Below are 23,681 nucleotides of genomic sequence, written 5' to 3'. Positions count from 1 at the left end.
GGCGTGAGTTGACTGCGGATTTGTCGATGAGATAGATTTTATGCGCAAAATATGCCGATATGCAAGATCGAATTCTTCGTCGAGCAAACAAAAAAAGCGCGAGGGTGACGACCCCTCGCGCTGCACAGAATGCCTTGTCGATCAAGCGCAGGCGGCTCTTCTCGGATGTTCGTGCGCCTTGCCTGCCGGCAGCGCGGCGGCCAACTCACGGATCATCGTGACCGCGTCTTCCGCCTTACGGCAGCCGCCGTACACGTAGTGATCGGGCCGCACGATCACGGCGGCGCAATCATGCTGGTGCATCCAGTTGACGAGTACCCCGTCGACGTCCTGGTAGGCATACGAAGGCGCGCCTGACGTCAGCGCCTCTGTCCTGATCACGACCCGCTCCAACGGAACATCGCACAGGACACTCCATTCCGCCGCCATGCGTTCGATGACGGCTGCATCGGTGTTATCCCTGACGACGATACGAAACGTCATGCCGGTTGCTTCGTCGAGCAGGCATTTGCGGCCTTCCGCAGTCCTGACGAGCGGTTGCGGAAACAATTGACCGCGCGGGCCCTCATTCGATGCGGACAGAAGGCCCGCGCTGAGCCCTGGAATCAACGATTGCCGGACAGTTCCTCGCGGATTGGCAGCCATTTCTTCGAGCAAGCGTTTGTCCCGCTCGCGTGCGGCTGCGGGATCGCGTTCGCAGATCACCTTGCCGAGCGATTTCGTCACGAGCGTGGTTTGCTTCACGTGCGGCAGCCGTTCGGCCTGATAGGTGTCGAGCAGATCGGGACTGGCCGCGCCACGGTTGACGAGGGCCAGCTTCCAGACGAGGTTGGCTGCATCACGGATCCCTTGGCACATCCCTTGGGCCAGAAACGGGGGTGTCATGTGCGCAGCGTCGCCTAGGAAGAACACACGATCCGACCGCCATTCACGCAGGACGAGGGCATGGAAGCGATAGGCCGAGGCGCGCCAGATGTCATATTCGCTCTCGTCGAGCCAGCGCGAGATGAGCCGGCGGACGAACGCGGGCTCCGTCGCTTGTGCCGGCGTTTCGTCGGCGTTGATCATGAACTCCCAGCGCCGGACTTGACCCGGCCCGACTACGAATGTGCAAGGGCGCTCGATCTCACAGTATTGGACGTTGGTCGTCGGCAGGTTTGCGCCGCATCCGTCCTTGAGGACGACATCGACTACGAGCCACGGTTCGTCGAAATCGAGGTCTTCCATCTCCAAGCCGAGCCCCATGCGGATCGGGCTCGTGCCGCCGTCGCATGCGAGCAGATAGTGTGATCGGTACGTGCGCGCTGCGCTTGGCACGTTCGGCTCGGCCACGGTGACGCAAGCGCCATCTTCGCCGGACACCACGGCATCGACTTGCGCGCCTAGCTTGACGGTCACCGATGGAAAGCGGGCAAGATTTTCACGCAACAGGCTTTCGATCTGAGGCTGCATGAAAACGTAGTTGGGCGCCCAACCGAGTTGGAACGGCGGCTCGGCAGCCTCGATGCGGCGAATCAGGCTGGAATCGGTCGTGCGATATTCGGAAGGCCGATAGGGCATCACGTAAGGTGCGATTTTATCGGCGAGTCCGAGATCGCCGAAGATCCGCATGATTTCCTGATCGAAACCCATTGCGCGAGGCTTATCGAAAACCGTTAGGGACTTTTCGAGCACGAGCGTGCGCAGTCCGGCCTCGCCGGCCAAATTGGCCGCTACCGCGCCAACCGGTCCTAGCCCGACGATGATCAAATCGAAGTCCACGTCTCCTCCCTATGGAATGCTGTTGCGCAGGCGTGCATGAGGCGGCGCTTGCAGCGTGCCGGCCGGCTTGGCCGGCACATGTATTAATCGAAGTATGCCTTCGTGTAAGCGGTTTTGACGGTCGTGAAGAAATCGACCGCATACGTGCCTTGTTCGCGCGGCCCGTAGCTGGACGCCTTCGTTCCGCCGAACGGAACGTGATAATCGACGCCGGCGGTCGGCACGTTCACCATCGTCATACCGCTGTTCACATGACGCTTGAAATGCGCCGCGTATTTGAGCGATGTGGTGCAGATGCCCGACGAGAGCCCGAACGGGCTGTCGTTCGCGACCGCTAACGCCTCCTCATAGCTGTCCACGGCGATGGCGCACGCGATCGGGCCAAAGATTTCTTCACGCGCGATGCGCATCTTCGGTGTCGCATCGACGAATAGCGCAGGCGATAGGTAGTGCCCACGGGTACGTCTCGACAGAATCTGACCTCCGCAGACGAGTTTTGCCCCTTCGTTCTTACCGATGCCCAAATAGCCCTCGTCGTGCCGCAATTGCGACTCGTCGACTACCGGGCCGATCTGCGTTTGCGGATCGAGCGCATGACCGACGCGAAGGTTTTCGACCGCTTCGGTCAGACGCGAAACGAACCGGGGATAGATTCCCTTTTGAACGATGAATCGCGACGAAGCAGTGCACCGTTGTCCCGTCGAATAGTAGGCACCCTGAACGGCGCAATCGATCGCGACGTCGAGATCCGCGTCGTCGAGTACGACGAGCGGGTTCTTGCCGCCCATCTCGAGCTGCATGCGCTTGAACTGTTGCGCGCCGCGCTGCAATAGCGTGCGTCCGGTTTCGACCGAGCCCGTGAACGAAACGGCATTGACGTCGGGTGACGAGACGATCGCATTGCCGACGACGCTGCCGCGTCCCATGACAAGGTTGAATACGCCTGCGGGAATCCCGCTGCGAGAAATGATTTCGGCGAGGGCCCATGCCGATGCAGGGACGAGATCCGCCGGCTTGAAGACGACGCAGTTTGCGTAGGCAAGGGCCGGGGCGATCTTCCACGCCGGAATGGCGACCGGGAAATTCCAGGGCGTGATGATGCCGATGACGCCTACTGGCTCGCGTGTGACTTCCACTGCCACCAGGGGACGAACGGACGGCAGCTTTTCGCCTCCCGTGCGCAGCACCTCTCCGGCGAAGAACTTGAAGATTTGGCCGGCACGAGCCACTTCCGCCATTCCTTCGGCAAGCGTTTTGCCTTCCTCTCGGGAAAGCAGCGTGCCGAGTTCCGTTTGCCTTGCCAGTAGCTCAGAGCCGATGAAATCGAGTGACGTCGAGCGCGCCTGGATGCCGCTATGCGCCCATGCTGCTTGTGCCGCGCGAGCCGCTTCGATGGCTGCCCTCGCGTCGTCGGCATCGGCTTGGGCATACTCCCCGACGACATCGTCCAGGTCGGACGGATTCATGTCCCTGCGCGATGCCGTGCTTTCCTGCCAGTGACCGCTGATGAAATTACGCTTCATGTGAGGACCCGGTTGGCAGTCAAGCGTCGAACGCGACGCGCTGAGCGGCAATCCGCTCGCGCATCTCGGCAATCCAAGCCTTGCGCGATAAGAAGCCGGGGCGGCGCAGACACATGGCTTCGGTCTGCTTCAGAATTTCGTCTATCGAAAGGTCGAGGTTGAGCGGCTCGCGGCACGGCTGAGCGGTGAAGAACGGGCTGTCGACGTACAACTCGATAGGGTTGCCTTCTGGATCCTTGAAATAGATCGACCAGGCGTTGCCATGATCGACTTGCTCGATGCCTTTAACTCCGGCTTTCACGGCTCGCCGATAGTACGACTGCAAATCGGCGATGGAGTCGAGCAGCAGCGACAGTTGGTTGACGGGGTTGAACGGCAAATCCGTCGGCTTTCCATCGAACAGGACGAGTTGATGGTGAATCTCGGGATCCTGCGTCATGAAGTACAAATGATGCCCTGTCGAGGCGACACCCCTATCACTGACGACGAAGCCCAGGAATTTTCGATAGTAGTTGACCATCATTTCGAGGTCGCTGCAAAAAATCCCGCAGTGCGTGAACTGAATTTTCGGCAAGGCTGCCATGGATGTCTCCGGATGTCTCGTTTGCGTTTTCGTCAGACGTTTTGGTGTTTACGCCTCGTCTACGACGGAATTCGACAGCGTTCCGATGCTCGGGATGACAACGTCGAATGTGTCGCCGGGCTTCAGGAAGATCGGCGGCTGACGTTTAAAACCGATTCCGCTCGGCGTGCCCGTTGCCAAGATGTCGCCTGGTTCCCAATCGAGGGCCTGTGAGACGTATGCGATCAGGGCCGGGATGTCGAACGCGAGTTCGGAGAGCCTGCCCGTCTGCATGGGTTCGCCGTTAAGCAGCCCCTGAATCGATAACTCGCGATAGTCACGGATTTCGTCGGCCGTCACGAGCCACGGACCGAGCGAGCCCGTGCCGCGGAAGTTTTTGCCCATCCCGTACTGATGCGTATGAAACTGCCAATCGCGCACGCTCGCATCGTTGAAGCAGGTATAGCCGGCGACGTGATTCATCGCGGCTTCCGCTTTGATGTGCGACCCACCCTTGCCGATCACGACTGCGAGTTCGGCTTCGAAATCGAAATGCTCCGAGACACGCGGGCGGATGATCGGCGCGCCGTGCGCCACGAGCGTTTGCGCGAATCGATGGAAGATGACAGGGTACTGTCCCACCGTGCGTCCGGCTTCCGCGGCGTGCGCGACATAGTTGATCCCGACACAAATGATCTTGTTCGGGCGAGGAATGACTGGTTCGAGGTCCACCGCGGCAAGCGCGAAGTCGTTGGCCTCGGCCACGTCGATGAGCCGCCGCGCCTCTTCGAGTGCAGCCGTGTTCGATACGAGCGCCGCGAGATCGGCGACGGCCGGCAGCCGGGTCGCGAGATCGACAATGCCTTCACCCTTGACTGCGCCGAATCCCGCTTGGCCTTGGTGTCTGTATGAGACCAGTTTCATGTGCTTGCTCCTGATGGGCATAAAAGATATGTTTGTGCATATTACACCGCGTTGGATATAATGCAAGCGCCGGCGTGTGAGATGACGCCAGGTCAGTAGTCGATGCGAACCATTTCCTCGGAGCAGCGGATGTCGCTAGTCAATGTAAGAAAGATCAAGCTGGATGTCGAAGAGGTCTGGCACGAAGGCGGAGAGCGGCTCGGCGAGCCGTTGGTGATTGCCGTGGCGACGGCGATCGTCGCGAATCCTTATGCGGGGCGATACGAGCCCGACCTGCTGCCGTTCATGAGCGAATTACGTCAGCTCGGCGCGGATCTGTCGGCTCGCCTCGTGGCGCAGCTCGGCGGCACGCCGAAGGTACAGGCATATGGAAAGGGCGCGATCGTCGGCGAAGACGGGGAACTCGAACACGGTGCCGTCTGGCATGAGGCAGGCGGATGGGCCATGCGGGAAACCCTGGGCGGGCCGAAAGCGATCGTGCCGTCCGCCAAGACGATCGGCGGCGTGGGAACGCGTCTGATGGTCCCGCTCGGCCACATTCAAGCGTCCTACGTCCGGAGCCACTTCGGAACATGCGAGGTCACGGTATGGGACGCTCCGCGCCGCAACGAAATCGCCTTTGCGCTGGCCATGGCAACGGGCGGACGCGTTCATGCGCGACTCGGCGGATTGCAGGTATCGGAAATCAAAGGGCTGGACGGGCTGCGCTGACGTTCAGGTAAACGCGGATTTGCTTTGTGCACAAAAATAAATATCGTGCACGTATCGATAGACAGGAGACACACAATGACGACGAAGATGATGCGGGCGGCACGCATGCACAACGTGGGCGAGCCGATGGTGGTGGAGGGCATCCCGGTTCCGTCGCCGCGCCCGACCGACGTGCTCGTGAAAGTGAAGGCATGCGGCATCGTGCCGAATCTCGGCAACGTCCTGAGCAATTGGGAGAAATGGTTCCCTCATCTTCCGTTGCCGAAACTGCCGGCGATCTTCGGCCTAGATGCCACGGGCGTGATCGAAGAGGTAGGCAGCCAGGTTCATGCATTCAAGCCGGGCGATCGCGTGTACGTGAATCCCGCGCGCTACTGCGGCGGCTGTCGCGCTTGCCGCTCCGGCGATACGACGGCGTGCCCTTACTACCCGTTCAACGGCTACTTCGGCTTCAGCCAACGTTCGCAGGCGATGTTCGACGACTACCCGTACGGCGGGTTGTGTGAGTACATGACGGCGCCACAATACAGCCTCGTGAACATTCCGGACAATCTCAGTCACGAAACAGCCGCGCGGTTCGGCTATTTGGGTACGGCTTATCGAGCGCTGAAGAAGGCAGAGGTCGGCCCCAGCAGCACGATACTGGTGAGTGGCATCAGCGGGACGCTGGGTATTGGCGTTGCGCTCTTCGGCCTCGCGATGGGCGCGAAGAAGATTCTCGGTACGGCACGGAACCGGGAACTCCTGCAGCGCGTCAAGGCTATCGCGCCCGATCGCATCGAAGTGATGTCGCTCGATGACGGTTCGGTCAGCGAATGGGCCACGCGCGTGACGCAAGGCGCGGGTGTCGACGCGGTCATCGACGCACTGGGACCGGGCGCGCCTCAAGAGACGCTGCGCGAGACCTTGAGGACGCTGCGGCGCGGCGGCCATCTCGTCAATATCGGGGCCGTGGCCGGCGAAGTGCCCATGAATCTGCACTACATGATGGACAATGATCAGCGCTTCAGCGGGTCTGCGTGGTTCACGGCGGGGCAGGGGCAGGAAATGGCCGATATGGTCGAGTCTGGCGTTGTCGATCTGTCGGTGTTCGAGCATTGCACGTTCAAACTCGAGGACATCAACACCGCACTCGGCGGGATCGAGAACCGCAACGGCGGTTTCAGCAATTACGTGATTTGCCCTTGAGCATGGCATAGGCGCCTGGCCGGCACATGACGATCCGGCCGGGCGCATTGCGTTTCTTTATCCCTTGCATCGAGAGTACTCATGGCTATCCGACGAGTGGTAACCGGTCACGACTCCCACGGCCGCTCCGTGGTGGTATCCGACGGTGCAACGCCTCGCACTGTTAACTTCGAATCGATCCCCGGTCATGCATTCGCACAGGTTTGGACGACATCGGCTACGCCTGTCGTGCCTTCCGGCAATACGGATCCTACCGACGAACACATCGATTTACTGCCTCCGGCGGGCGGCACGAGCCTTTTGATCGTCACCTTTCCGCCAGACAGCACGATGAGTGCGCCGGGCTTCGATCCGGTCGCTGCTGGCGAGGAGTGCCTGGCGCGAATGCCCGACCTCGCTCGCACGTTCGAACCACAGTGCCCGGGCATGCATAGGACCGATACGGTCGATTACGGGATTGTTCTGTCGGGAGAGATTTGGTTGGAGGTCGATGATGGAAACGAGACATTGCTACGTCCGACGGATGTCGTCGTGCAGCAGGGCACGCGGCACGCATGGCGCAACAAGAGTGATGCGCCCGCGGTCGTGGCGTTTTTCATGGTGGGCGCAAGCGGTCGGCAGGGTGGGGCGGCGTTGTGAGTCACGTTGAACTGGAGTATGCACCGATGACGGAGTCTCTCCTTCTTGATAGCCGTACTCGAGCGCAATTGTTGACGCATGCGCGGAGTCAGAACGCGTGGCTTTCTCGCCCGGTATCCGACGAATTGCTTCGCGAGCTCTACGAACTCGCCAAGTGGGGGCCGACGAGCATGAATTGCTCGCCCATGCGCGTGATGTTCGTGCGTTCGACGGAGGCACGAACACGGCTGTTGTCGACGGTCCTGCCCGGCAACGCCGAGAAAGTCCGAACGGCCCCCGTTGTCGCGATCGTCGCACACGACACGGCGTTTTACGAGCAACTGCCCAAGCTATTTCCGCATCGCCCGAATGCGGGGGATCTCTTTCGAGATCGACCCGCCCTGGCCGAAGAGACGTGCTTGCGAAACAGCTCACTTCAGGGCGGTTACTTCATTCTCGCGGCGCGGATGCTGGGGCTCGACTGCGGACCGTTGTCGGGGTTCGATGCGCCTGTCGTCAATGCGCTGTTTTTCGAAGGCACGTCGTTGCGCGTCAATTTCCTCTGCTGCCTCGGCTATGGCGATCCGGCTGGGCTCTTTCCACGCAGTCCGCGGCTGGAATTTGACGAAGCTTGCACGATCGTGTAGCTCGCCCTAAGAACGCTATCGAGCCCGGGACGATAGTGTTTCGTTCACGAACTTTGGTCGCGGTGCGACTGCCTGCAGAGCGGGAGTGAATACTTCATCTGAATTCGACAAATGTACTTAGTACTACTAAATAAATAAATTGGAGGAAGCATCGCTGGGCCGAGCTGAAGGAAACCCTTTCGAATGCATCACTGGAGGAGACGAGAACATGGATACGCCGGGAAGGCACGATAGTGCTTACGAGTTCAAGACGGTATTGCTGTTGGCGGTTGGTTTTGGGTTGGTCGGATTGGATCGATGGATGGTCGCGCCATTGTTTCCGTACATGATGCGTGACTTGGGATTGAATTTTCAGCAGCTCGGCAATCTGATCGGCGTGCTGGCGGTTGCATGGGGAGCGTGGGCAATCGCGAGCGGGCCGATCTCGGATCGAATCGGCCGTAAGAAGATCTTAGTGTGGACGATGATCGCCTTCTCATTGCTCTCGAGTTTTTCGGGCCTCGCGACGGGTTTCGCCAGCCTGATGCTGATCCGGGGGATCATGGGGATTGCTGAGGGCGCCTTCACGCCGGCTAGCGTGGCGGCTACGAGCGAAGCGTCGCTCGCTTCTAGGCGTGGTTTCAACCTCGGCTTCCAAATGAGCATGTTTTCGTTGCTCGGGCTTGGCGTCGCCCCAATTCTCGCCACCCAGTTGCTGCGTGTCATGCCCTCGTGGCATTGGGTTTTCATGGTTTCCGCTGTGCCGGGCCTGATCGTGGCGGCGCTGTATGCCAAGATCCTTCGCGATCGCCCGCGGACGGCGACGGTGCGCGCGAACTCGATCAATCGTCCCAAAGTCCAGTGGCGTTCGATTTTTGCCAATCGGAATGTCATTGTGGCAATCGCAGCGATGCTTTGCGCAATGTCCGGAATTTTTGTCATCGGCGCGATGGTGCCGACGTACCTCATCGCCGTGCTGCATTTGAACGCGCAAAGCATGGGCTTCGTTGCTTCAGCGCTGGGTTTCGGCGGCTTCATCGGCTCGTTCAGCTTGTCTGGGATCTCCGACTACGTGGGGCGCAAGGTCGCGGCGATCGGTGCGTTCGCTGTTGCTGCGGTTCTACTGTTCGTGTTCGCCAGGACGGGCGCGGATCCCGTGAAGCTCTTCGCACTCCTGTTCGGCATCTCGATGTGTTCGATCGGCTTGCTGAGTTTGTTGTGCGGCCCCATTGCGACGGAAGCGGCTCCCGCAGGACTCGTCGCTTCGACGATCGGTTTGATTTCGGGGATCGGCGAGATCTTTGGCGGAGGTGTGGCGCCCGTTATCGCCGGCTACGTCGCTCAGAATTTCGGGCTGCCTCACGTCTTCGACTTTGCGCTGGGCGGCCTCGCGCTGGGGGTAGTCGTCGTGCTTGCGCTTGTCGAAACCGCACCTAGACGTAAGGGCGCTCTCTCGTTGTCGGCCGAAGAACCTCGGCAAGCAGCATGATGCTTCGGCAGCGCGCTGCGCGTGCTGTCGGAGAAGACAGCACGCCTGAACGGGGAAAGGGATGAAAGACTTGAGAACTCGGATTGCCCTGCTTTTCGCTGGCTTGGGATTGCTGTGTGCGATCGCCGCGGCGATGGGTATATGGGGCGTGTCGGCATCCGAGCGGCGCGCTGAGGATAACTATCGAACGATCACGCTTTCCATCCAGTATTTGGAGGAGACGTATCGCTTCCAGCTGTTGGCTGCGCTCGCGCTGATGGAAGCCATATCGAACGTTGATCCGGTTGCACGTCAGAAAAGCGCCGACTTCGCCGTGCTCATGCAACACGCCTCCGATGAGCAAGCGCAACTATTCAGTGGCGCTGAGAAACACGAGGATGCGATGGCGGCGGCCGATCGGTTCACCCAGGACCGATCGGCGGCGATGAGCGCCATGACGGCAGCCATTGATCAGGTAAGAAATGGCGATGGCGCGGCAGCGCTCATGACCGTACAGCAGCGGCTTCGGCCACCGGGGATGTCAGAAGGACAAGACATTGGTGAACTTATTCAACGCCTCACAGCCGAGTCTCGTCAGGCCCGCGACACCGGTGCGAACGCGGCGCACCTTCTGCTGATCGTGATGATCGCCACTCTCGGTATCGGTGGCGGTTTCCTGGGCGCCGGCGTGTGGCGGCAGATGCGTTCGTTGAACGGCGGCCTTGGTGCGATCGAAACAACCCTCGATGATGTGAGCCGTTCGCTCGACTTAAGCCTGCGAGCGTCGGACGAGCGAGCGGACGAGATCGGGCGAACGGCTGGGGCGTTCAACGTATTGCTGACGCGAATCGAACGCGAGATCGGCTTGATACAGCAAGCGGCGCAAGATATGCGGACGGCGACGGCCGAAATTGTCTCGGGCCAGACGGATCTAACGGCACGAACGCAGCAGCAAGCGGCATCGCTCGAACGAACCGCGGCTGCCATGGCGCAACTGTCGGATACTGTGAAGCGCAATGCCGATGACGCGCTCCAGGCCAACCGCTTGGCCAACGAGGCGTCGGGCCTTGCCCGCGCAGGCGATGAGGCGACGCAGAGGCTGGTCGGCACCATCGAACGCGTGGGCGAGCGGGCAGGCAAGATCTCCGAGATCACTGACATCATCGAAGCCATTGCGTTCCAGACGAATATCCTGGCACTCAATGCCGCAGTGGAGGCGGCGCGAGCGGGCGAGCAAGGGCGTGGCTTCGCTGTCGTGGCGGGCGAAGTGAGAGCCCTGGCGCAGCGGTGCGCGGCCGCCGCCAAAGAAATCAGCGGTCTGATCGATTCGTCTGTACAGGTCATTCGTGACAGTGCGGGACAAGCGACGGAAGTTAACCGCTCTGTGGACGGTGCGATGCAAGCGATCGAGCGGGTCGCTGTCTTAGTCACCGCGATTGCGTCGGCTTGCGGCGACCAAAGCCAGAGTATCGCCGAAGTGAGTCGTGCCGTTGCGTTGATGGATGAAGCAACACAGCGGAATGCGGCGATGGTCGAACAAACGGCCGTCGTCACGCATTCGCTCGAAAGGCAGGCGGATACTCTGCACGCGGCCGTTTCCACGTTCAATCTATCGGTTTAGCTCCGGTCGTGGCCGTAGTGTGCATTTCCGCGCCGGTCCAGGTGCAAACGATGCCGATACCGCGCTACGGCGCACTTCACGCCGCTTTAGCGGATGAGTGTTCTGGATAGGTTGGCGGTACGTTCGCGAAAAAAAGACGGATTGCGCCAGTTCGGTTCCAGCCCCATGAAGTCATCGAAGTACGCGATGGCGATCGATGGTTCTTCGAGCAGATTTTCGCGGAACGATTGCCAGATCTTGATATCGCCAAATTTCTCCGATGTCGTGACGATCTGGCCGCATTCTTGAGCGATGACTTTGCGCACGAGTTCAACGCAGTACGTTGTCGTGGCGAACCCGGTTGGCCACCAGTTGGCGATCGCGTTGTCATCTTCTCCAGACCGATGTCCCTCGGTACGCGGCACCGTGTCGATCGTATGGGTCGCGAGCAGTTGTGCGAGGAGAGACCCGATCAGAAATTGAAAATAATCCGGGCTTTTCCGATGAGGATCTGCCTCGTGGTTTTCGACGATTCGAGCCCAGGCAAAGAACGCGGCCGTGAGCGCGCGGTCTTTGATCTCGACTGGAATGCCGAATTCCGACGTTAGCGCTCTGCAGTGTTCGCCAAGCAACTCATTGAATGACGAGAGTCTGGTTGCGGCTTGCCATAGGTTTCGTCCGCGGCCCTCAATCGTTGCGCAGCGCTTGCTCATGCCGAACACCCTCAAAGGAATTTGACGATCGATGCAAATTCTTGCGTGAGCGCAGCCTCCGGTGCGCGCTCACGCAGAAGCTCACGAAATTTCGACTCACGCGTGCCTAAAATGTCGGCTGCGAGACTCAAGGCTTTGTCGGGTTCGGCCGGCAGCGCGTCGGGGCAGAGGCGTTTCGCGCAGCCGAGGAGCCCGAGCAGCAAGAACACATAAGCATTCGGCTCCGCTATTAGCCACCACGGCGCCACGACATCGGGAAGTTCGACGAACCGCGCGCTGCGGATCGGATGTTTGTCGATCAGCGACAGGCCAAGCCGCGCGAACATCTGGCAAACGTCGGACACAGCACACAGTTGCGGTGCAACAATGACTGGCTCGGCCGATGACAAGGCGCGAGAAGTCTCACAAAACGCGATGAAGCTTTCGTTGATGCGATGTTCGAAGATGAGGACGTCCGCCGCGCCGGCACGAAGCATGAATCGCTTGGCGGCGGCGTAATAGACAGCGGAATAACTTCGAATACGTTTCGTGTCGGCAGGGCAATGAGTGAGCGATTCGGCGTCGATGTCGACATCGACGGGAAGCTTCCAATGATCCTGTAGGGGAGGAATCGCATGTCCCGCATACGTCTCGGCCGTTTCGAGCAGGGAGTCGGCCAAGTGTCCGACCGAGCCGAGAAAGCGCGGCAGCGGCGGGTGCGGGAGGGGCGATTGACGATGCAGAGTTTCCGTCGCGGCCGAGTCTGTGCCCGGAACGTTGCGCGCCGCGTACCGAAACTGCCTGGCGCAATCGACAAGCGCGAGATGGATCTGGTTTAAGTCGGGGCCGATATGACGGGAAATCAAGGGCTTCGCTTCCATGTGACCTCGGCGATGCAGCGTTCGAAGTTAAGATAGCACGATTGTTCAGATTCGACTGTCACTTTCAATAGGGAGAAAACGGAGTGCCGAAAGCGACGAACAAGCTGCGCCAAGACGATGCCGACGATCGAAGTCCGGCCCAGCGGCTGCGTTTGCGCGCTTCCTGGATGTATTACGTCGAAGAGATGACGCAGCAGGAAATCGCGCAACGCCTGGGTGTCGGGCGCGTCACCGTCGTGCGCATGCTCGCGCAAGCACGCGAGCGCAACGAAGTCAGAATCGTTATTCAGGATCGGCTGGCCGAGTGCGTGGAGCTCGAGCGCAGGCTCGAGCAACGGTTCGGTTTGGGTGAGGCGATCGTCGCGCCTTTGTCCTCGCCCGACGCGGATGCCACGGGGCCCGTCAGCGCCGCTGCGGGAGCCTATTTGTCCGATCTCGTACGTTCCGACATGCGCATCGGTGTGGGCTGGGGCCGCACACTCGTGAATGCACTCGCGTACATGAGCGAAAAGCCGGTGGAAAATGTCTCGGTGGTGTCGTTGCTCGGCGGCATCATGAAAGCACGCGCATTCAACCCCGCCGAATTCGCATGGCGTTTCGCCGCGCTTTATCAAGCCGACTGCCATCTGATGACCGCGCCGATCGTGGTAGACAGCCCGGAGACGCGCACGACATTGATCGAACGCTGCGGGCTGCGCGATGTCTTCGACATGGCGCGCACGCTCGACGCGGTGGTGCTCGGGGCGGCCGGAATGGGTAAGGATGCGACGGCCTATCGCTCGCAATTCATTTCGGACAGCGATCGCGAGTCGTTGATTGCCGCCGGCGCGATCGGGGATCTGCTGTTCAACTTCCTCGACGCGGAAGGTGGCATCGTCGATCACCCCATCAACGGCCGCGTCATGTCCGTGCCGTTGCCCATCGTTAAAGAGGTGCCGCAGCGAATCCTCGCTGCGGGCGGCATGACGAAGGTGCGCGCGCTTCGCGCATCGATCAGGCTCTTTGCCCCCACCACGCTGATCACCGATCAATATGCGGCGGCCGAGCTGCTGAACTAGGCCCAATCCGAACCGGTCATATCCCGCCGCGCCGCCCCTCTCGGCGGCGCGCGACGTCCTTCCCGCGCTTCCTCGCATTTCCCTACCCATCCGAACTTACCCTGAGAAACGACTTTTTCGTCGTGTTGGCGCTTGCTGTTGAGTGAACATATCACTAGTATAAAAGACAAATGTACACTCAACAACTCGGAAGCCGACATGGCGGAGCGCGCTGAAGATCCCGTGCCGCCTCCTCGGTCGAAGCTCGGTTCGGCGCCTGCATGGGCCCTAATTTTCAGGAGATTTTGCTGATGTTGAATATCATCCCAAGCGGCCTTGCCGCCTCTCTGCAGGCTCGCGCGGAAGCGGGCAAGCCCGTCCGGATCGGCTTGATTGGCTCCGGCGAAATGGGGACGGACATCGTCACGCAGGTGCAACACATGCAAGGACTCGAGATCGGTGCGATCGCGGATCTGCGCCTCGATGCGGCATGCGACGCGGTGCGCGTGGCCCGTCAGGCCGATGAGGGTTATCGGGTGGTCGATAGCGGTAGCGGCATCTCGAAGGCGATCGAGTCGGGCGCCATCGCCATTACTCAGGACGCGGCTTCGATTTGCACGCATGACCAGATCGATGTCGTCATCGATGCCACCGGCAAGCCGGCCGTGGGCGCGCAAATCGGCCTGCTCGCGATGGAGCATGGCAAGCATCTCGTCATGATGAACGTCGAGGCGGATGTGACGATCGGCGCCTACCTGCGCCGCGAGGCCGAACGCCTCGGTGTCGTGTACACGCTCGGCGCGGGCGATGAGCCGAGTTCGACTATCGAGCTGATCGATTTCGTCAGCGCACTAGGTTATCCGATCGTCGCTGCCGGCAAAGGGAAGAACAATCCGCTGAACGTCGATGCGACGCCCGACGACTACGCCGCGGAAGCGAAAGCTCGCAATATGAACCCTCGCATGCTCGTGGAATTCGTCGACGGTTCGAAGACGGCGGTGGAAATGGCCGCCATCGGCAATGCGACGGGGCTCGTGCCGGACGTTCCGGGCATGCATGGCCCGTCGGCCACGCTGGACCAACTTCACGACGTGCTATGCCCCGTTGCGGATGGCGGCATTCTTAGCCGCAAAGGGGTGGTCGACTATACGATCGGCAAGGGCGTGGCGCCGGGCGTGTTCGTCGTGGCCGAACTGGCGCACCCGCGGCTACGTGAGCGCATGCACGATCTCAAGCTCGGCAAGGGACCGTACTACACCTTCTATCGTCCCTATCACCTGACGAGTCTCGAGGTGCCGCTCAGTTGCGCGCGCGCGGCACTCTATGGCAAATCCGACATGCGGCCGCTACCGGTACCCGTCGTGGAAGTGTGTGCCGTGGCGAAACGCGATCTCAAACCCGGCGAACACCTCGATGCGATCGGCGAATACACCTATCGCGCGTGGGCCCTGGGCGCCGACGATGCCCTGGCGGAGGACGCGGTTCCGTGCGGATTGCTCGAAGGCGGCACGGTCAAGCAGCCGATAAAAAAAGGCGAGCTTCTCACGCGGCAAAACTGCGCTGTCGATCCGAATTCGGCCATCGTGCGTCTGCGTCAGTTGCAGGACGAGGTGGTACTCGGCGCGCGTCGCGCCGCCGCATAAGGAGCGATTCATGGGATACGTTGAAGACAAGGTCGACGGCATGCCCGCCATATTCCGGAGCGTTCCGGAGGCAGCGTTGCGCGATGCGCTCCGAAAGATGATCCTCGTGCGTCGCTTCGAGGAGAGCGCGGAGCAGGCTTACATGCGCGGGCTCATTCACGGCACGATGCACTTGTCGATCGGACAAGAAGCGTCGGCGATCGGCATGACGATGCTGCTGAACGACGACGACTACATCACGTCCACGCATCGTGGCCACGGCCATTGCATCGGTAAAGGCGCGGATCCGAAGCGGATGTTCGCCGAGTTCTTCGGCAAGGAAACGGGTTATTGCCATGGCCGCGGCGGTTCGATGCATATCGCCGACGTCAGCCGCGGGAACCTCGGCGCCAACGGCATCGTGGGCGGCGGACTTCCGATTGCGGTGGGCGCCGGGCTTTCGATCAAGAAGCAGGGCCGCAATTCGGTCGTGGTGTGTTTTTTCGGGGACGGCGCGAACAATGAAGGCGCCTTCCACGAGTCGCTGAACTTCGCGGCGATCTGGAATCTGCCCGTCATCTTCGTCTGCGAAAACAATCGATATGGGATGTCGATGTCGGTCGAGCGCTCCACGGCGGTGAGCCACGTATCGCAACGCGCGGCGTCGTACGACATGCCCGGTGTGACCATCGACGGCAACCGCTTGAGCGATGTGCTGCAAGCGGCCGACGAAGCCATTTCGCGAGCGCGGGGCGGCGGGCCGACGCTGATCGAGTGTGAGACTTATCGCATTCGCGGTCATTCGAAAAGCGACCGCAACCGCTATCGCACGCGCGAAGAAATCGAATCGTGGGGGGGGCGCGATCCGATCACGCATTTGGAAAAGCAATTGCTCGAATGGGGGGTGGTCGATGCCGCCGCGGTGCAAGCCATGCGGGCGAGCGTCGAGGACGAGATCAAGGCCGGCCTTGAATTCGCACAAGAAAGTCCTTCGCCCCACATCGACGAACTCACGCGCGATGTCTATACCGGTGCACTGGAACCGACGCCACAAGGAATACTGCAATGACTACGGCAATGAGCCAGCCGCGCGAACTGACGTACGCGCAGGCGATCAACGAAGCGCTTGCGATTGCGCTTGAACGTGACGATCGTGTCTTTCTGATGGGCGAGGATATCGGCGTATACGGTGGTGCGTTTCAGGTGACGGGGGGGCTTTTCGAGCGTTTTGGCCCAGAGCGCGTGATGGATACGCCGATTGCCGAGCTTGCCGGCGCGGGCATTGCGGTGGGTGCCGCCATGACCGGCTCGCGGCCCGTCTATGAATTTCAGTTCTCGGATTTCGCCACGCTGGCGATGGAGCAAATCGTCAATCAGGCCGCGAAGATGCGATACATGTTGGGCGGCGGTGTCTCTGTGCCGGTCGTCATGCGTTTCCCCGCGGGCTCGGGGACGGGTGCCGCGGCGCAACACAGCCAGAGCCTCGAAGCGTGGTTTGCGCATGTGCCGGGCCTCAAGGTCGTTCAACCCAGCACACCGCACGACGCGAAGGGGATGCTGCTCGCCGCGCTCGACGATCCCGATCCGGTGATGATTTTCGAGCATAAGCTGCTGTACAAGAGCAAGGGCGTCGTCCCGGAGGGCTACTACGTCGAACCGCTCGGGAAGGCCGTGGTTCGGCGGCTAGGGACGGACGTGACAATCGTCGCAACATCGATCATGAGCGTGCGGGCGCTCGAAGCCGCGGAGGCGCTGGCGCAGGACGGGATCGACGTCGAAGTCGTCGATCTGCGCAGTATCCGTCCCATCGATCGTCAGGCGATCATCGATAGCGTGCGGAAAACATCGCGGCTGATCTGCGTGTATGAGGGCGTGCAGCAACTGGGCATCGGTTCGGAAGTCGCGGCGATCGTGAGCGAGGGCGAGGCATTCGACGCACTCGATGCGCCGATCGTCCGGCTTGGCGGCGCGGACTGTCCGCTTCCCTACAACCCGCAGCTCGAAAGGGCTGCGGTGCCGCAAGTTGCCGATATCGTGGATGCGGCGCGGCGGCTCGTCGGCGGGAGGATCTGACATGCCGACCGAGGTCATTCTTCCGCGCGTCGATATGGATATGACGGAGGGCTCGATTACGGCGTGGTATGCGCGCGAAGGCGATTCGGTGAAAGAGGGCGAGCCGCTGTTCGACATCGAGACCAGCAAGGCGACGATGGAAGTGGAGTCGCCCGCGTCCGGCATCGTGCGCAAGGTTTCCGCGAGCGTCGGAGACACTGTGCCGGTCGGCACCGTTATCGCTTGGATCTATGCGAGCGGCGAGGCGGTGCAGGAGCCGGAAGAGGCGGTGCAAGCCGCAGCGGCGCAAGCGCCTGAGCTTTCGTCGACGATTGCGGAGTCGCCTGCCGCACCGGTTGCGCGCGAGCTGGCAGCGGCCTGTGCGGCCGAAGCGCGGACGGGAACGCGGGCGAGCCCCGCTGCACGCAAGGTCGCGCGCGAAAGCCATATCGAACTGGCGGAAGTCAGCGGCTCCGGCCCGCACGGGCGCATTGTCAAGAACGACGTGCTGTCGTTTTTGCGGCAAGTGCCCGCGGTGGTGGAATCGTCCCTACGCCTCAATCGCCTATGGCTGCATGAGGGAAATGCGGCTACGATCGTCTTGGTCCACGGTTTTGCGGCCGAATTGAACAGTTGGCGGCCACTCGTGCACGCGATGCGCGAGGCCGGGGTGCTTGCCGATATCGGCGTGCTTGCCATCGATTTGCCCGGGCATGGAAAATCGCCCGACTGCGACGCGCTTTCGCTGCGTTCGATTGCGGAAGCAATCGAAGCCGTGTTGCGGGAAGAATATGCCGAGCCGGCGCACCTTGTCGGTCACTCGTTTGGTGGTGCGGTGGCGTCGCAACTCGCCGCGTCTTCGCGGCTCGCGGTGCGGTCTCTTACCTTGATCGCACCGGCCGGCATCGGGGAAAGTTGCAATTGGGCATTCATGAACGGCCTGACGAAAGCAACCGATCGTGCAACGCTAAGGCCATGGCTGGAGGAACTCGTGCAAGACGCATCGTTCATCGATGAGGGGTTCGTTACCACGGCGGAGCAGCAGCTTGGCCGCCCCGGCAGGAGGCAGACACTCGAGCGCATGGCTACGGCCTTTTTCCGCGACGGCCGGCTGCAGGTCGATCTCGCCCCGCTGTTGTCGGACTTGCGAATGCCGGTCCGTGCGGTTTGGGGCGCAGCCGATCGAATCTTGCCGATCGCGCACGCCGATCGCCTTCCGCGTACGGTTGCGCAACATCGATTCGCGGGCGTCGGACACCTTCCGCAAATCGAGGCGGCCGATGACGTGGCACGCGTGATCGGCGAGCAGACGAGACGTTAGCGGCGCGTGCATTGCGCGTCTTCCCCGATACATCCTCATCGATATTTGCATTAATAAGTAGACCCAACGCTCAACAGCCGGGTGCGAGCCCGGCCCCCGCCGAGTCCGGCCAGCGGCCGAGACGGCAAGGAGATAGGCAATGGAACTCGTCCGACTTGGTTTGTTGCTGCTTGCATTGATGTGGGCCTTGCAGGTCATCGCTTCGTGGGTGCAGGTGCGCCACTACCGCAGCGTCGTTCGAAGAACGGCGGCAGAGTGGAACAGTGGATATCTCGGGGCGAGCTCATTCAAAGCCAGGCTGGGACGGGGCGCCATTGCGATTATCGTGATCGACAACGAGGCGCGAGTGCGCAAGGTGCTCAGCATGTCTGGCCTCTCCGTTTTTGCGCGTTTCAAGGCGCTCGATGATTTGCGTGTGGGGGCCGCGGAGTTCAATGAGCGTGTCGATGTCTCTGCGCTTCCCATGAGCGTCAAGCAGGCACTGGGAAAAGCGTTTGAAGTGGCATGCCGGACGGCAGACGAACGTCGGGAGCCGTCGTTGTCGAAGGCGTCTTAATCCAGATTTTTAGCTTTTCCGTGTTGGTTTTCGTTCGGTAATTACACAATAACTCATTAAGTACGGTGTTCCATATCAGGAGAACAGCATGAATCCTTTGGATTTTCTGACTCACGCCGCCGAGGCGTTTATCGGTGTATTCAATGCGGGTGGTAAAACCTTCGTCGGTTTCGTGACCGGAATTTTGCCGACATTGATCGTGCTGTTGACGGCTGTTTATACCATCATCGCACTTGTCGGCGAGCAACGCATTCAAGGTCTCGCGCGCTTCTTCTCAAAGAACGTGATCACGCGCTATACGCTGTTGCCGTTGCTGGCGATGTTCTTCCTGACCAACCCAATGGCTTATACCTTCGGCGTTTTCCTCGAAGAAAAGCACAAACCGGCCTTTTATGACTCGGCTGTATCGCTTTGCCATCCTATTACAGGACTCTTTCCGCACTGCAATCCTGGAGAGCTGTTCGTGTGGCTCGGGGTGGCGGCAGGCATTACTAAACTCGCCGAGAATCACGCCGCTCCATTCTCTCTTCCGAAGCTTGCACTGTTTTACCTCGGTGTCGGCTTGGTGGTGAACCTGTTGAAGGGCATCGTGACCGAAGGGATTACTCGGATGATCGCGAAGCGCGAAGGGATCAAGCTCTGATCACCACCAAACACAAAAGGCACTGGAGGAAGACATGGATACACGTACCTATCGCGCCGTACGGATCGAGAAGGGACCGAACGGTTGGGGCGGCCCGCTCACCATTACGCCGACGCTGGAGCGCAACAAAATCGTGGCCGTGACCGGCGGCGACATCCCGAAGGTGGCCACGCGGCTTGCGGAAATGACGGGCGGTGTCGTGGTCGACGGTTTCCGCAATCCGCCGCTCGAATCAGAAATTGCAGCTGTGGTCATCGATTGCGGTGGCACGGCACGATGCGGCGTTTACCCGCGCAAGCGCATTCCGACGGTCAATCTCAGCCCCGTTGGGCAGTCCGGGCCGCTGGCGCAGTTCATTACCGAAGACGTCTATGTCTCGGGTGTCGATCTCGCGAGTCTTCATTCGATCGACGAGGATGCGGCTGCACCCGTTTCCCCCGCCGTGGCGGCGCCTTTTGCCGAGCCTGGCGCGGCGGCCGTCGCCGCTGCGGATCCCGCGCATTCGGGCGGAATCGTCGGTTGGATCACTGCGATTGGGCGCGGGATGGGCGGTGTGGTCAATGTGCTGTTCAACAGCGGCCGAAAGTCCATCGATACCGTGATCAGGAACGTCCTGCCGTTCATGGCGTTCGTCACGATGCTGATCGGTATCATCAACTCGACGGGGGTTGGCGTCGGGCTCGCCCACGTGTTGTCGCCGCTGGCCGGCAATATCATCGGGCTCGTGATCCTGTCGGCGATTTGCGGGCTGCCCTTCCTCTCTCCCGTTCTAGGCCCGGGCGCCGTGATCGCTCAAGTCATCGGGGCCGCCATTATCGGGCCCGCCATCGGCAACGGCACCGTGCCGCCGCAGATGGCGCTGCCGGCCTTGTTCGCTTATGACACGCAAGTCGGCTGCGATTTCGTGCCAGTAGGGATGGCGCTGGGAGAGGCGAAGCCGGACACGATCCGCATCGGTGTCCCCGCAGTGCTCATCAGCCGTCAAATCATGGGGCCGGTCTCGGTCCTCATCGCATGGGTTGCGAGTTTCGCCCTTTGATTCATTTCGGGAACGACTATGCACTACTACAAGACTGTGATCTCGTCGATCGGAGAAGAAGTTCAAGCCTTGCTGGAGGGTGGCGTACTCATCCTGTACGCCGACGGTGCGCCGCCGGAGCTTGCTGAAGTCTCCGTCTTGCACCGCGTGGAGCAGGCGAGCCGTGACGTGCCGCGGATCGGGGCCATTCTGCGTATCGGCGGAGGCTCGGCGATCGTGACGGCGGTGGGGCCGACGGCATGGAACAAAGTCAGCGAACTGGGCCACGTCGTGCTGAATTTCAACGGCTCGCGCAATGCGGATCGTCCGGGCGAGATATGCGTGTCGGAAGTCGACTGCGCAAGTCTGTTCGAGGGGATGAAGAGCGGCACGATCATTGAGATCGTCGACGCTTGATACCTGAGCAGTGATTGAATCGATTGTTTTGCCGAATCCTAGAAAGGGTACGTCATGCTGGAGACACCGGTCGTTGTCAAAGTACATGAGGGACTGCACGCGCGTCCCGCCACGCAATTCGCCAAGCTCGCCAAGAGTTTTACTTGCTCGCTGCAGATCGGGCGAGGCGATGCGTGGGCCGACGCGAAAAGCGCGGTGAAACTCATGCTGTTGGGTATCAAGCAAAACGAGCAGATCGTCTTACGTGCGGACGGCGACGACGAATGCGAGGCGCTGGGGCGGCTGGCGGACTTTCTCGCCGATGCGAGTATTTCATTGCCGGCTACGGGCGATGCTGGGGGCGGCGTTCCCGCTGTTGCTGTCGAACAGCCGGGTGCGACGCCGAACGCAGGCGCTGCCCGCGCGCTGTCCACCGATGCAGCGGGTCTTTCGTTCAAGGGCGTTCCGGCGAGCGAAGGCTTGGCGTTCGGACAGGCGTATGCCTATTTCCGAGAGGAGATCGTCGCCGATAGACAATCCGTCGCGCCACACGAGGTAGCCGGCGAATTGCACCGCTTCGGCGCGGCGCTCGAGGATACGTTGCGCGCAATGCTCGCGCCGCGCGGTGACGCTGCCGAGCATGACGAGATCTTCGAGGCGATCGCCGAAGTGGCGCGAAGCGATGATTTCGCCGGTGCGATCCGCGCGCTGGTGTCTTCGCAGTGGAGCGCCGAAGCCGCCACGCTGAAGTGCGGGCTCGATCTGGCGGTGGCATTTGCGACGTTGCCCGACGAGTACCTGCGCAGCCGCGCTGATGATATTCGCGGGCTGACGCGGGCCGTGGCTGCATCGCTGCTCGGCAAGCCGCTACCCACGCTCAGCGAACTGCCGGGCCCTAGCATCGTCCTTGCCGAGGAACTTTGTGCGCCCGATCTCGCACGCGCCGATTTGCGAAATATTCTCGGTATTGTCTGCACGTCGGGAAGCGCAACATCTCACGTTGCAATCATCGCGCGCGCGCACGGTATCCCGGCCATTCTCGGCGTGGCGGCGGATCGCGACATACTGCGCTCGGCGGCGAGGATAGCGATCGATGGTGGAAGCGGCGAACTATGGCTCGATCATTCGCCCGAATTCGAGGAGGCGATGTCTAGGCGGCTCGATGCGCAGCGCGAAGTACAAGCGAGCCTGCTCGCATACCGTGATGTTGAACCGCGGACGCAGGAGGGTCAGAAAATACAGGTCGCGGCAAACCTAGGGTCGCTCGCCGAGATCGAGGCGGCTCAGCTTGCCGGGGCAATGGGTGTGGGCTTGTTTCGCACCGAACTGCTGTTCATGGATCAGCGCAGGGTGCCGTCGGAAGAGGAACAGCGTGAGGTGTATACGACGCTTGCCCGCGCATTCGCCCCGTGGCCCGTCATTATCCGCACGTTGGATGCGGGTGCCGATAAACCGTTGCCCGGCGTTCGCTTCCCCGAAGAAGAAAACCCTTTTCTCGGCTGGCGAGGGATTCGCATGTGCCTGGACTGCCCCGAGATCTTTGAGCCGCAATTGCGTGCGCTATTGCGAGCCGCGGTGCATGGCAACCTGAGTGTCATGCTTCCAATGGTGGACGATATCGAAGAAGTCCGCCGGACGAAAGCGATCATGGCGCGCCTGTCGCGCGAGTTGACGGAACAAGGCGTCGCTCACGGCAAGCCGAAATTGGGCATCATGATCGAGACGCCGGCGGCCGTGCTCACGGCGGACCTCTTGGCGAAAGAGGCCGATTTCTTCTCCATCGGCACGAACGATCTCACGCAATACATCATGGCCGTCGATCGAATGAATTCTCGTCTGGCTTCGTTGTACCGGACGGATCATCTCGCCGTGCTTCAAGCGATCCGTATCGTATGCGATGCGGCGCGACGCGCGAAGATCAGCGTTGGTGTCTGCGGTGAGGCTGCGTCCCGGCCGGAGATGATACCGACGCTCATCCGGCTCGGTGTCGATGAATTGAGCATGAGCCCTGCGGCTATCCTACGTGCTAAGAAGGTTGTGACGGAAATAGAAGGGACACAGCGGGATGCCGCGTGACCTCACGTCATAAAGCGTTCGGCGTCAGTGTTCTGTTTCAGATGCTATCTGAGGCGCGGCAGGCCCTTGCGTATAGTCGGTGGTCCGGGTGGCTCAACTGCAGTTCCGAACCTGCCGCCGTCGCTGGTATCCGCCCGCAGCCGTTCGAGTCCCCAGGTAAGGTGCGCAGGCACCTTGCTTCCTGGACGAACAAATGAAAAAGGCCAGCTAATCGCTGGCCTTTTTCATAAAACTTGGTGCCCAGGAGAGGACTCGAACCTCCACGATGTTGCCACCGCTAGGACCTGAACCTAGTGCGTCTACCAATTCCGCCACCTGGGCTCGCTTCGAAAGCGAAGGCGCTATTGTAGCGAGTCCGCCGCGGCTGTCAACGCGTTCAAGCAAAAAATTTGCCGGCTCGCCCCAC

Annotated in this window: 22 protein-coding genes and 1 tRNA gene; 16 read left to right on the top strand and 7 right to left on the bottom strand. The window is 60.9% G+C overall.

Annotation, left to right across the window (positions count from 1 at the left end; all coding sequences use genetic code 11):
• Positions 1-141: 141 nt before the first annotated feature.
• The 4 genes from ACTHNR_RS11460 to ACTHNR_RS11445 all read right to left on the bottom strand — a co-directional run bounded on the left by ACTHNR_RS11460 (position 142) and on the right by ACTHNR_RS11445 (position 4,770).
• Positions 142-1,761 (bottom strand): bifunctional 3-(3-hydroxy-phenyl)propionate/3-hydroxycinnamic acid hydroxylase, encoded by a 1,620-nt coding sequence (locus tag ACTHNR_RS11460; protein WP_440547732.1) that lies wholly within the window; start codon positions 1,759-1,761, stop codon positions 142-144.
• Between the two features lie 83 nt (positions 1,762-1,844).
• Complete coding sequence (locus tag ACTHNR_RS11455; RefSeq protein WP_440547730.1) at positions 1,845-3,284, bottom strand: aldehyde dehydrogenase family protein; 1,440 nt, start codon at positions 3,282-3,284, stop codon at positions 1,845-1,847.
• Positions 3,285-3,303: 19 nt separating this feature from the next.
• On the bottom strand, positions 3,304-3,867 hold the full coding sequence (locus ACTHNR_RS11450) for a VOC family protein (RefSeq protein ID WP_440547728.1): 564 nt from the start codon (positions 3,865-3,867) through the stop codon (positions 3,304-3,306).
• A gap of 48 nt (positions 3,868-3,915) precedes the next feature.
• Positions 3,916-4,770, bottom strand: coding sequence for a fumarylacetoacetate hydrolase family protein (locus ACTHNR_RS11445; RefSeq protein ID WP_440547727.1), 855 nt, complete (start codon positions 4,768-4,770; stop codon positions 3,916-3,918).
• A gap of 129 nt (positions 4,771-4,899) precedes the next feature.
• Between ACTHNR_RS11445 and ACTHNR_RS11440 the strand changes: the two genes are divergently transcribed.
• The 6 genes from ACTHNR_RS11440 to ACTHNR_RS11415 all read left to right on the top strand — a co-directional run bounded on the left by ACTHNR_RS11440 (position 4,900) and on the right by ACTHNR_RS11415 (position 11,002).
• Positions 4,900-5,481 carry an amino acid synthesis family protein gene (locus ACTHNR_RS11440; RefSeq protein ID WP_440547726.1) on the top strand — a complete coding sequence of 194 codons (582 nt, stop codon included), beginning with the start codon at positions 4,900-4,902 and terminating at the stop codon, positions 5,479-5,481.
• A 75-nt stretch (positions 5,482-5,556) separates the two neighbouring features.
• Positions 5,557-6,669 (top strand): alcohol dehydrogenase catalytic domain-containing protein, encoded by a 1,113-nt coding sequence (locus ACTHNR_RS11435; protein WP_440547725.1) that lies wholly within the window; start codon positions 5,557-5,559, stop codon positions 6,667-6,669.
• Between the two features lie 81 nt (positions 6,670-6,750).
• Entirely contained in the window at positions 6,751-7,308 is a 558-nt protein-coding gene (locus tag ACTHNR_RS11430) for a cupin domain-containing protein (protein ID WP_440547724.1), read from the top strand.
• Between the two features lie 26 nt (positions 7,309-7,334).
• Positions 7,335-7,934 carry a malonic semialdehyde reductase gene (locus ACTHNR_RS11425; protein ID WP_440547723.1) on the top strand — a complete coding sequence of 200 codons (600 nt, stop codon included), beginning with the start codon at positions 7,335-7,337 and terminating at the stop codon, positions 7,932-7,934.
• A 208-nt stretch (positions 7,935-8,142) separates the two neighbouring features.
• Positions 8,143-9,402, top strand: a complete 1,260-nt coding sequence (locus ACTHNR_RS11420; RefSeq protein ID WP_440547762.1) for an MFS transporter — start codon at positions 8,143-8,145, stop codon at positions 9,400-9,402.
• A 61-nt stretch (positions 9,403-9,463) separates the two neighbouring features.
• On the top strand, positions 9,464-11,002 hold the full coding sequence (locus tag ACTHNR_RS11415; RefSeq protein WP_440547721.1) for a methyl-accepting chemotaxis protein: 1,539 nt from the start codon (positions 9,464-9,466) through the stop codon (positions 11,000-11,002).
• Positions 11,003-11,088: 86 nt separating this feature from the next.
• Here the strand turns inward: ACTHNR_RS11415 and ACTHNR_RS11410 are convergent, their stop codons facing one another.
• Positions 11,089-11,694: a hypothetical protein gene (locus ACTHNR_RS11410; protein WP_440547720.1), complete on the bottom strand. Its 606-nt coding sequence runs from the start codon at positions 11,692-11,694 to the stop codon at positions 11,089-11,091.
• Positions 11,695-11,705: 11 nt separating this feature from the next.
• The gene (locus ACTHNR_RS11405; RefSeq protein WP_440547718.1) at positions 11,706-12,554 is read right to left on the bottom strand and encodes a hypothetical protein; all 849 of its coding nucleotides are present in this window, start codon (positions 12,552-12,554) and stop codon (positions 11,706-11,708) included.
• A gap of 83 nt (positions 12,555-12,637) precedes the next feature.
• On the opposite strand from ACTHNR_RS11405, the gene ACTHNR_RS11400 reads away from it, so the two are divergent.
• From ACTHNR_RS11400 to ptsP, 10 genes are all read left to right on the top strand, one after another.
• Positions 12,638-13,612 (top strand): sugar-binding transcriptional regulator, encoded by a 975-nt coding sequence (locus ACTHNR_RS11400; protein WP_440547717.1) that lies wholly within the window; start codon positions 12,638-12,640, stop codon positions 13,610-13,612.
• A gap of 290 nt (positions 13,613-13,902) precedes the next feature.
• Positions 13,903-15,234, top strand: coding sequence for an NAD(P)H-dependent oxidoreductase (locus ACTHNR_RS11395; protein ID WP_440547716.1), 1,332 nt, complete (start codon positions 13,903-13,905; stop codon positions 15,232-15,234).
• A 10-nt stretch (positions 15,235-15,244) separates the two neighbouring features.
• The gene (locus tag ACTHNR_RS11390; RefSeq protein WP_440547715.1) at positions 15,245-16,282 is read left to right on the top strand and encodes a thiamine pyrophosphate-dependent dehydrogenase E1 component subunit alpha; all 1,038 of its coding nucleotides are present in this window, start codon (positions 15,245-15,247) and stop codon (positions 16,280-16,282) included.
• Positions 16,279-17,286: an alpha-ketoacid dehydrogenase subunit beta gene (locus tag ACTHNR_RS11385; RefSeq protein WP_440547713.1), complete on the top strand. Its 1,008-nt coding sequence runs from the start codon at positions 16,279-16,281 to the stop codon at positions 17,284-17,286. The genes ACTHNR_RS11390 and ACTHNR_RS11385 overlap by 4 nt, the downstream gene beginning before the upstream one ends.
• Before the next feature lies 1 nt (position 17,287).
• Complete coding sequence (locus ACTHNR_RS11380) at positions 17,288-18,586, top strand: acetoin dehydrogenase dihydrolipoyllysine-residue acetyltransferase subunit (RefSeq protein WP_440547712.1); 1,299 nt, start codon at positions 17,288-17,290, stop codon at positions 18,584-18,586.
• A gap of 139 nt (positions 18,587-18,725) precedes the next feature.
• The gene (locus tag ACTHNR_RS11375) at positions 18,726-19,142 is read left to right on the top strand and encodes a transcriptional regulator GutM (RefSeq protein ID WP_440547711.1); all 417 of its coding nucleotides are present in this window, start codon (positions 18,726-18,728) and stop codon (positions 19,140-19,142) included.
• Positions 19,143-19,230: 88 nt separating this feature from the next.
• On the top strand, positions 19,231-19,785 hold the full coding sequence (gene srlA / locus ACTHNR_RS11370) for a PTS glucitol/sorbitol transporter subunit IIC (RefSeq protein ID WP_440547710.1): 555 nt from the start codon (positions 19,231-19,233) through the stop codon (positions 19,783-19,785).
• Between the two features lie 34 nt (positions 19,786-19,819).
• A complete protein-coding gene (gene srlE / locus ACTHNR_RS11365; protein WP_440547708.1) occupies positions 19,820-20,824 on the top strand; it encodes a PTS glucitol/sorbitol transporter subunit IIB in 1,005 nt (334 codons plus the stop codon).
• 18 nt (positions 20,825-20,842) lie between these two features.
• Positions 20,843-21,220 (top strand): PTS glucitol/sorbitol transporter subunit IIA, encoded by a 378-nt coding sequence (locus ACTHNR_RS11360; protein WP_440547707.1) that lies wholly within the window; start codon positions 20,843-20,845, stop codon positions 21,218-21,220.
• A gap of 54 nt (positions 21,221-21,274) precedes the next feature.
• Positions 21,275-23,275 carry a phosphoenolpyruvate--protein phosphotransferase gene (gene ptsP / locus ACTHNR_RS11355; RefSeq protein WP_440547706.1) on the top strand — a complete coding sequence of 667 codons (2,001 nt, stop codon included), beginning with the start codon at positions 21,275-21,277 and terminating at the stop codon, positions 23,273-23,275.
• Positions 23,276-23,509: 234 nt separating this feature from the next.
• On the opposite strand, the gene ACTHNR_RS11350 is transcribed toward ptsP, so the two are convergent.
• Positions 23,510-23,596, bottom strand: a tRNA-Leu gene (locus tag ACTHNR_RS11350).
• Between the last annotated feature and the right edge of the window lie 85 nt (positions 23,597-23,681).

The organism is Trinickia sp. (genome assembly GCF_051954495.1).
In the GTDB taxonomy this organism is placed as follows: Bacteria; Pseudomonadota; Gammaproteobacteria; order Burkholderiales; family Burkholderiaceae; genus Trinickia.
The sequence above is the reverse complement of the archived record's forward strand: the minus strand, read 5'-3'. Positions and strand labels throughout refer to the sequence as shown.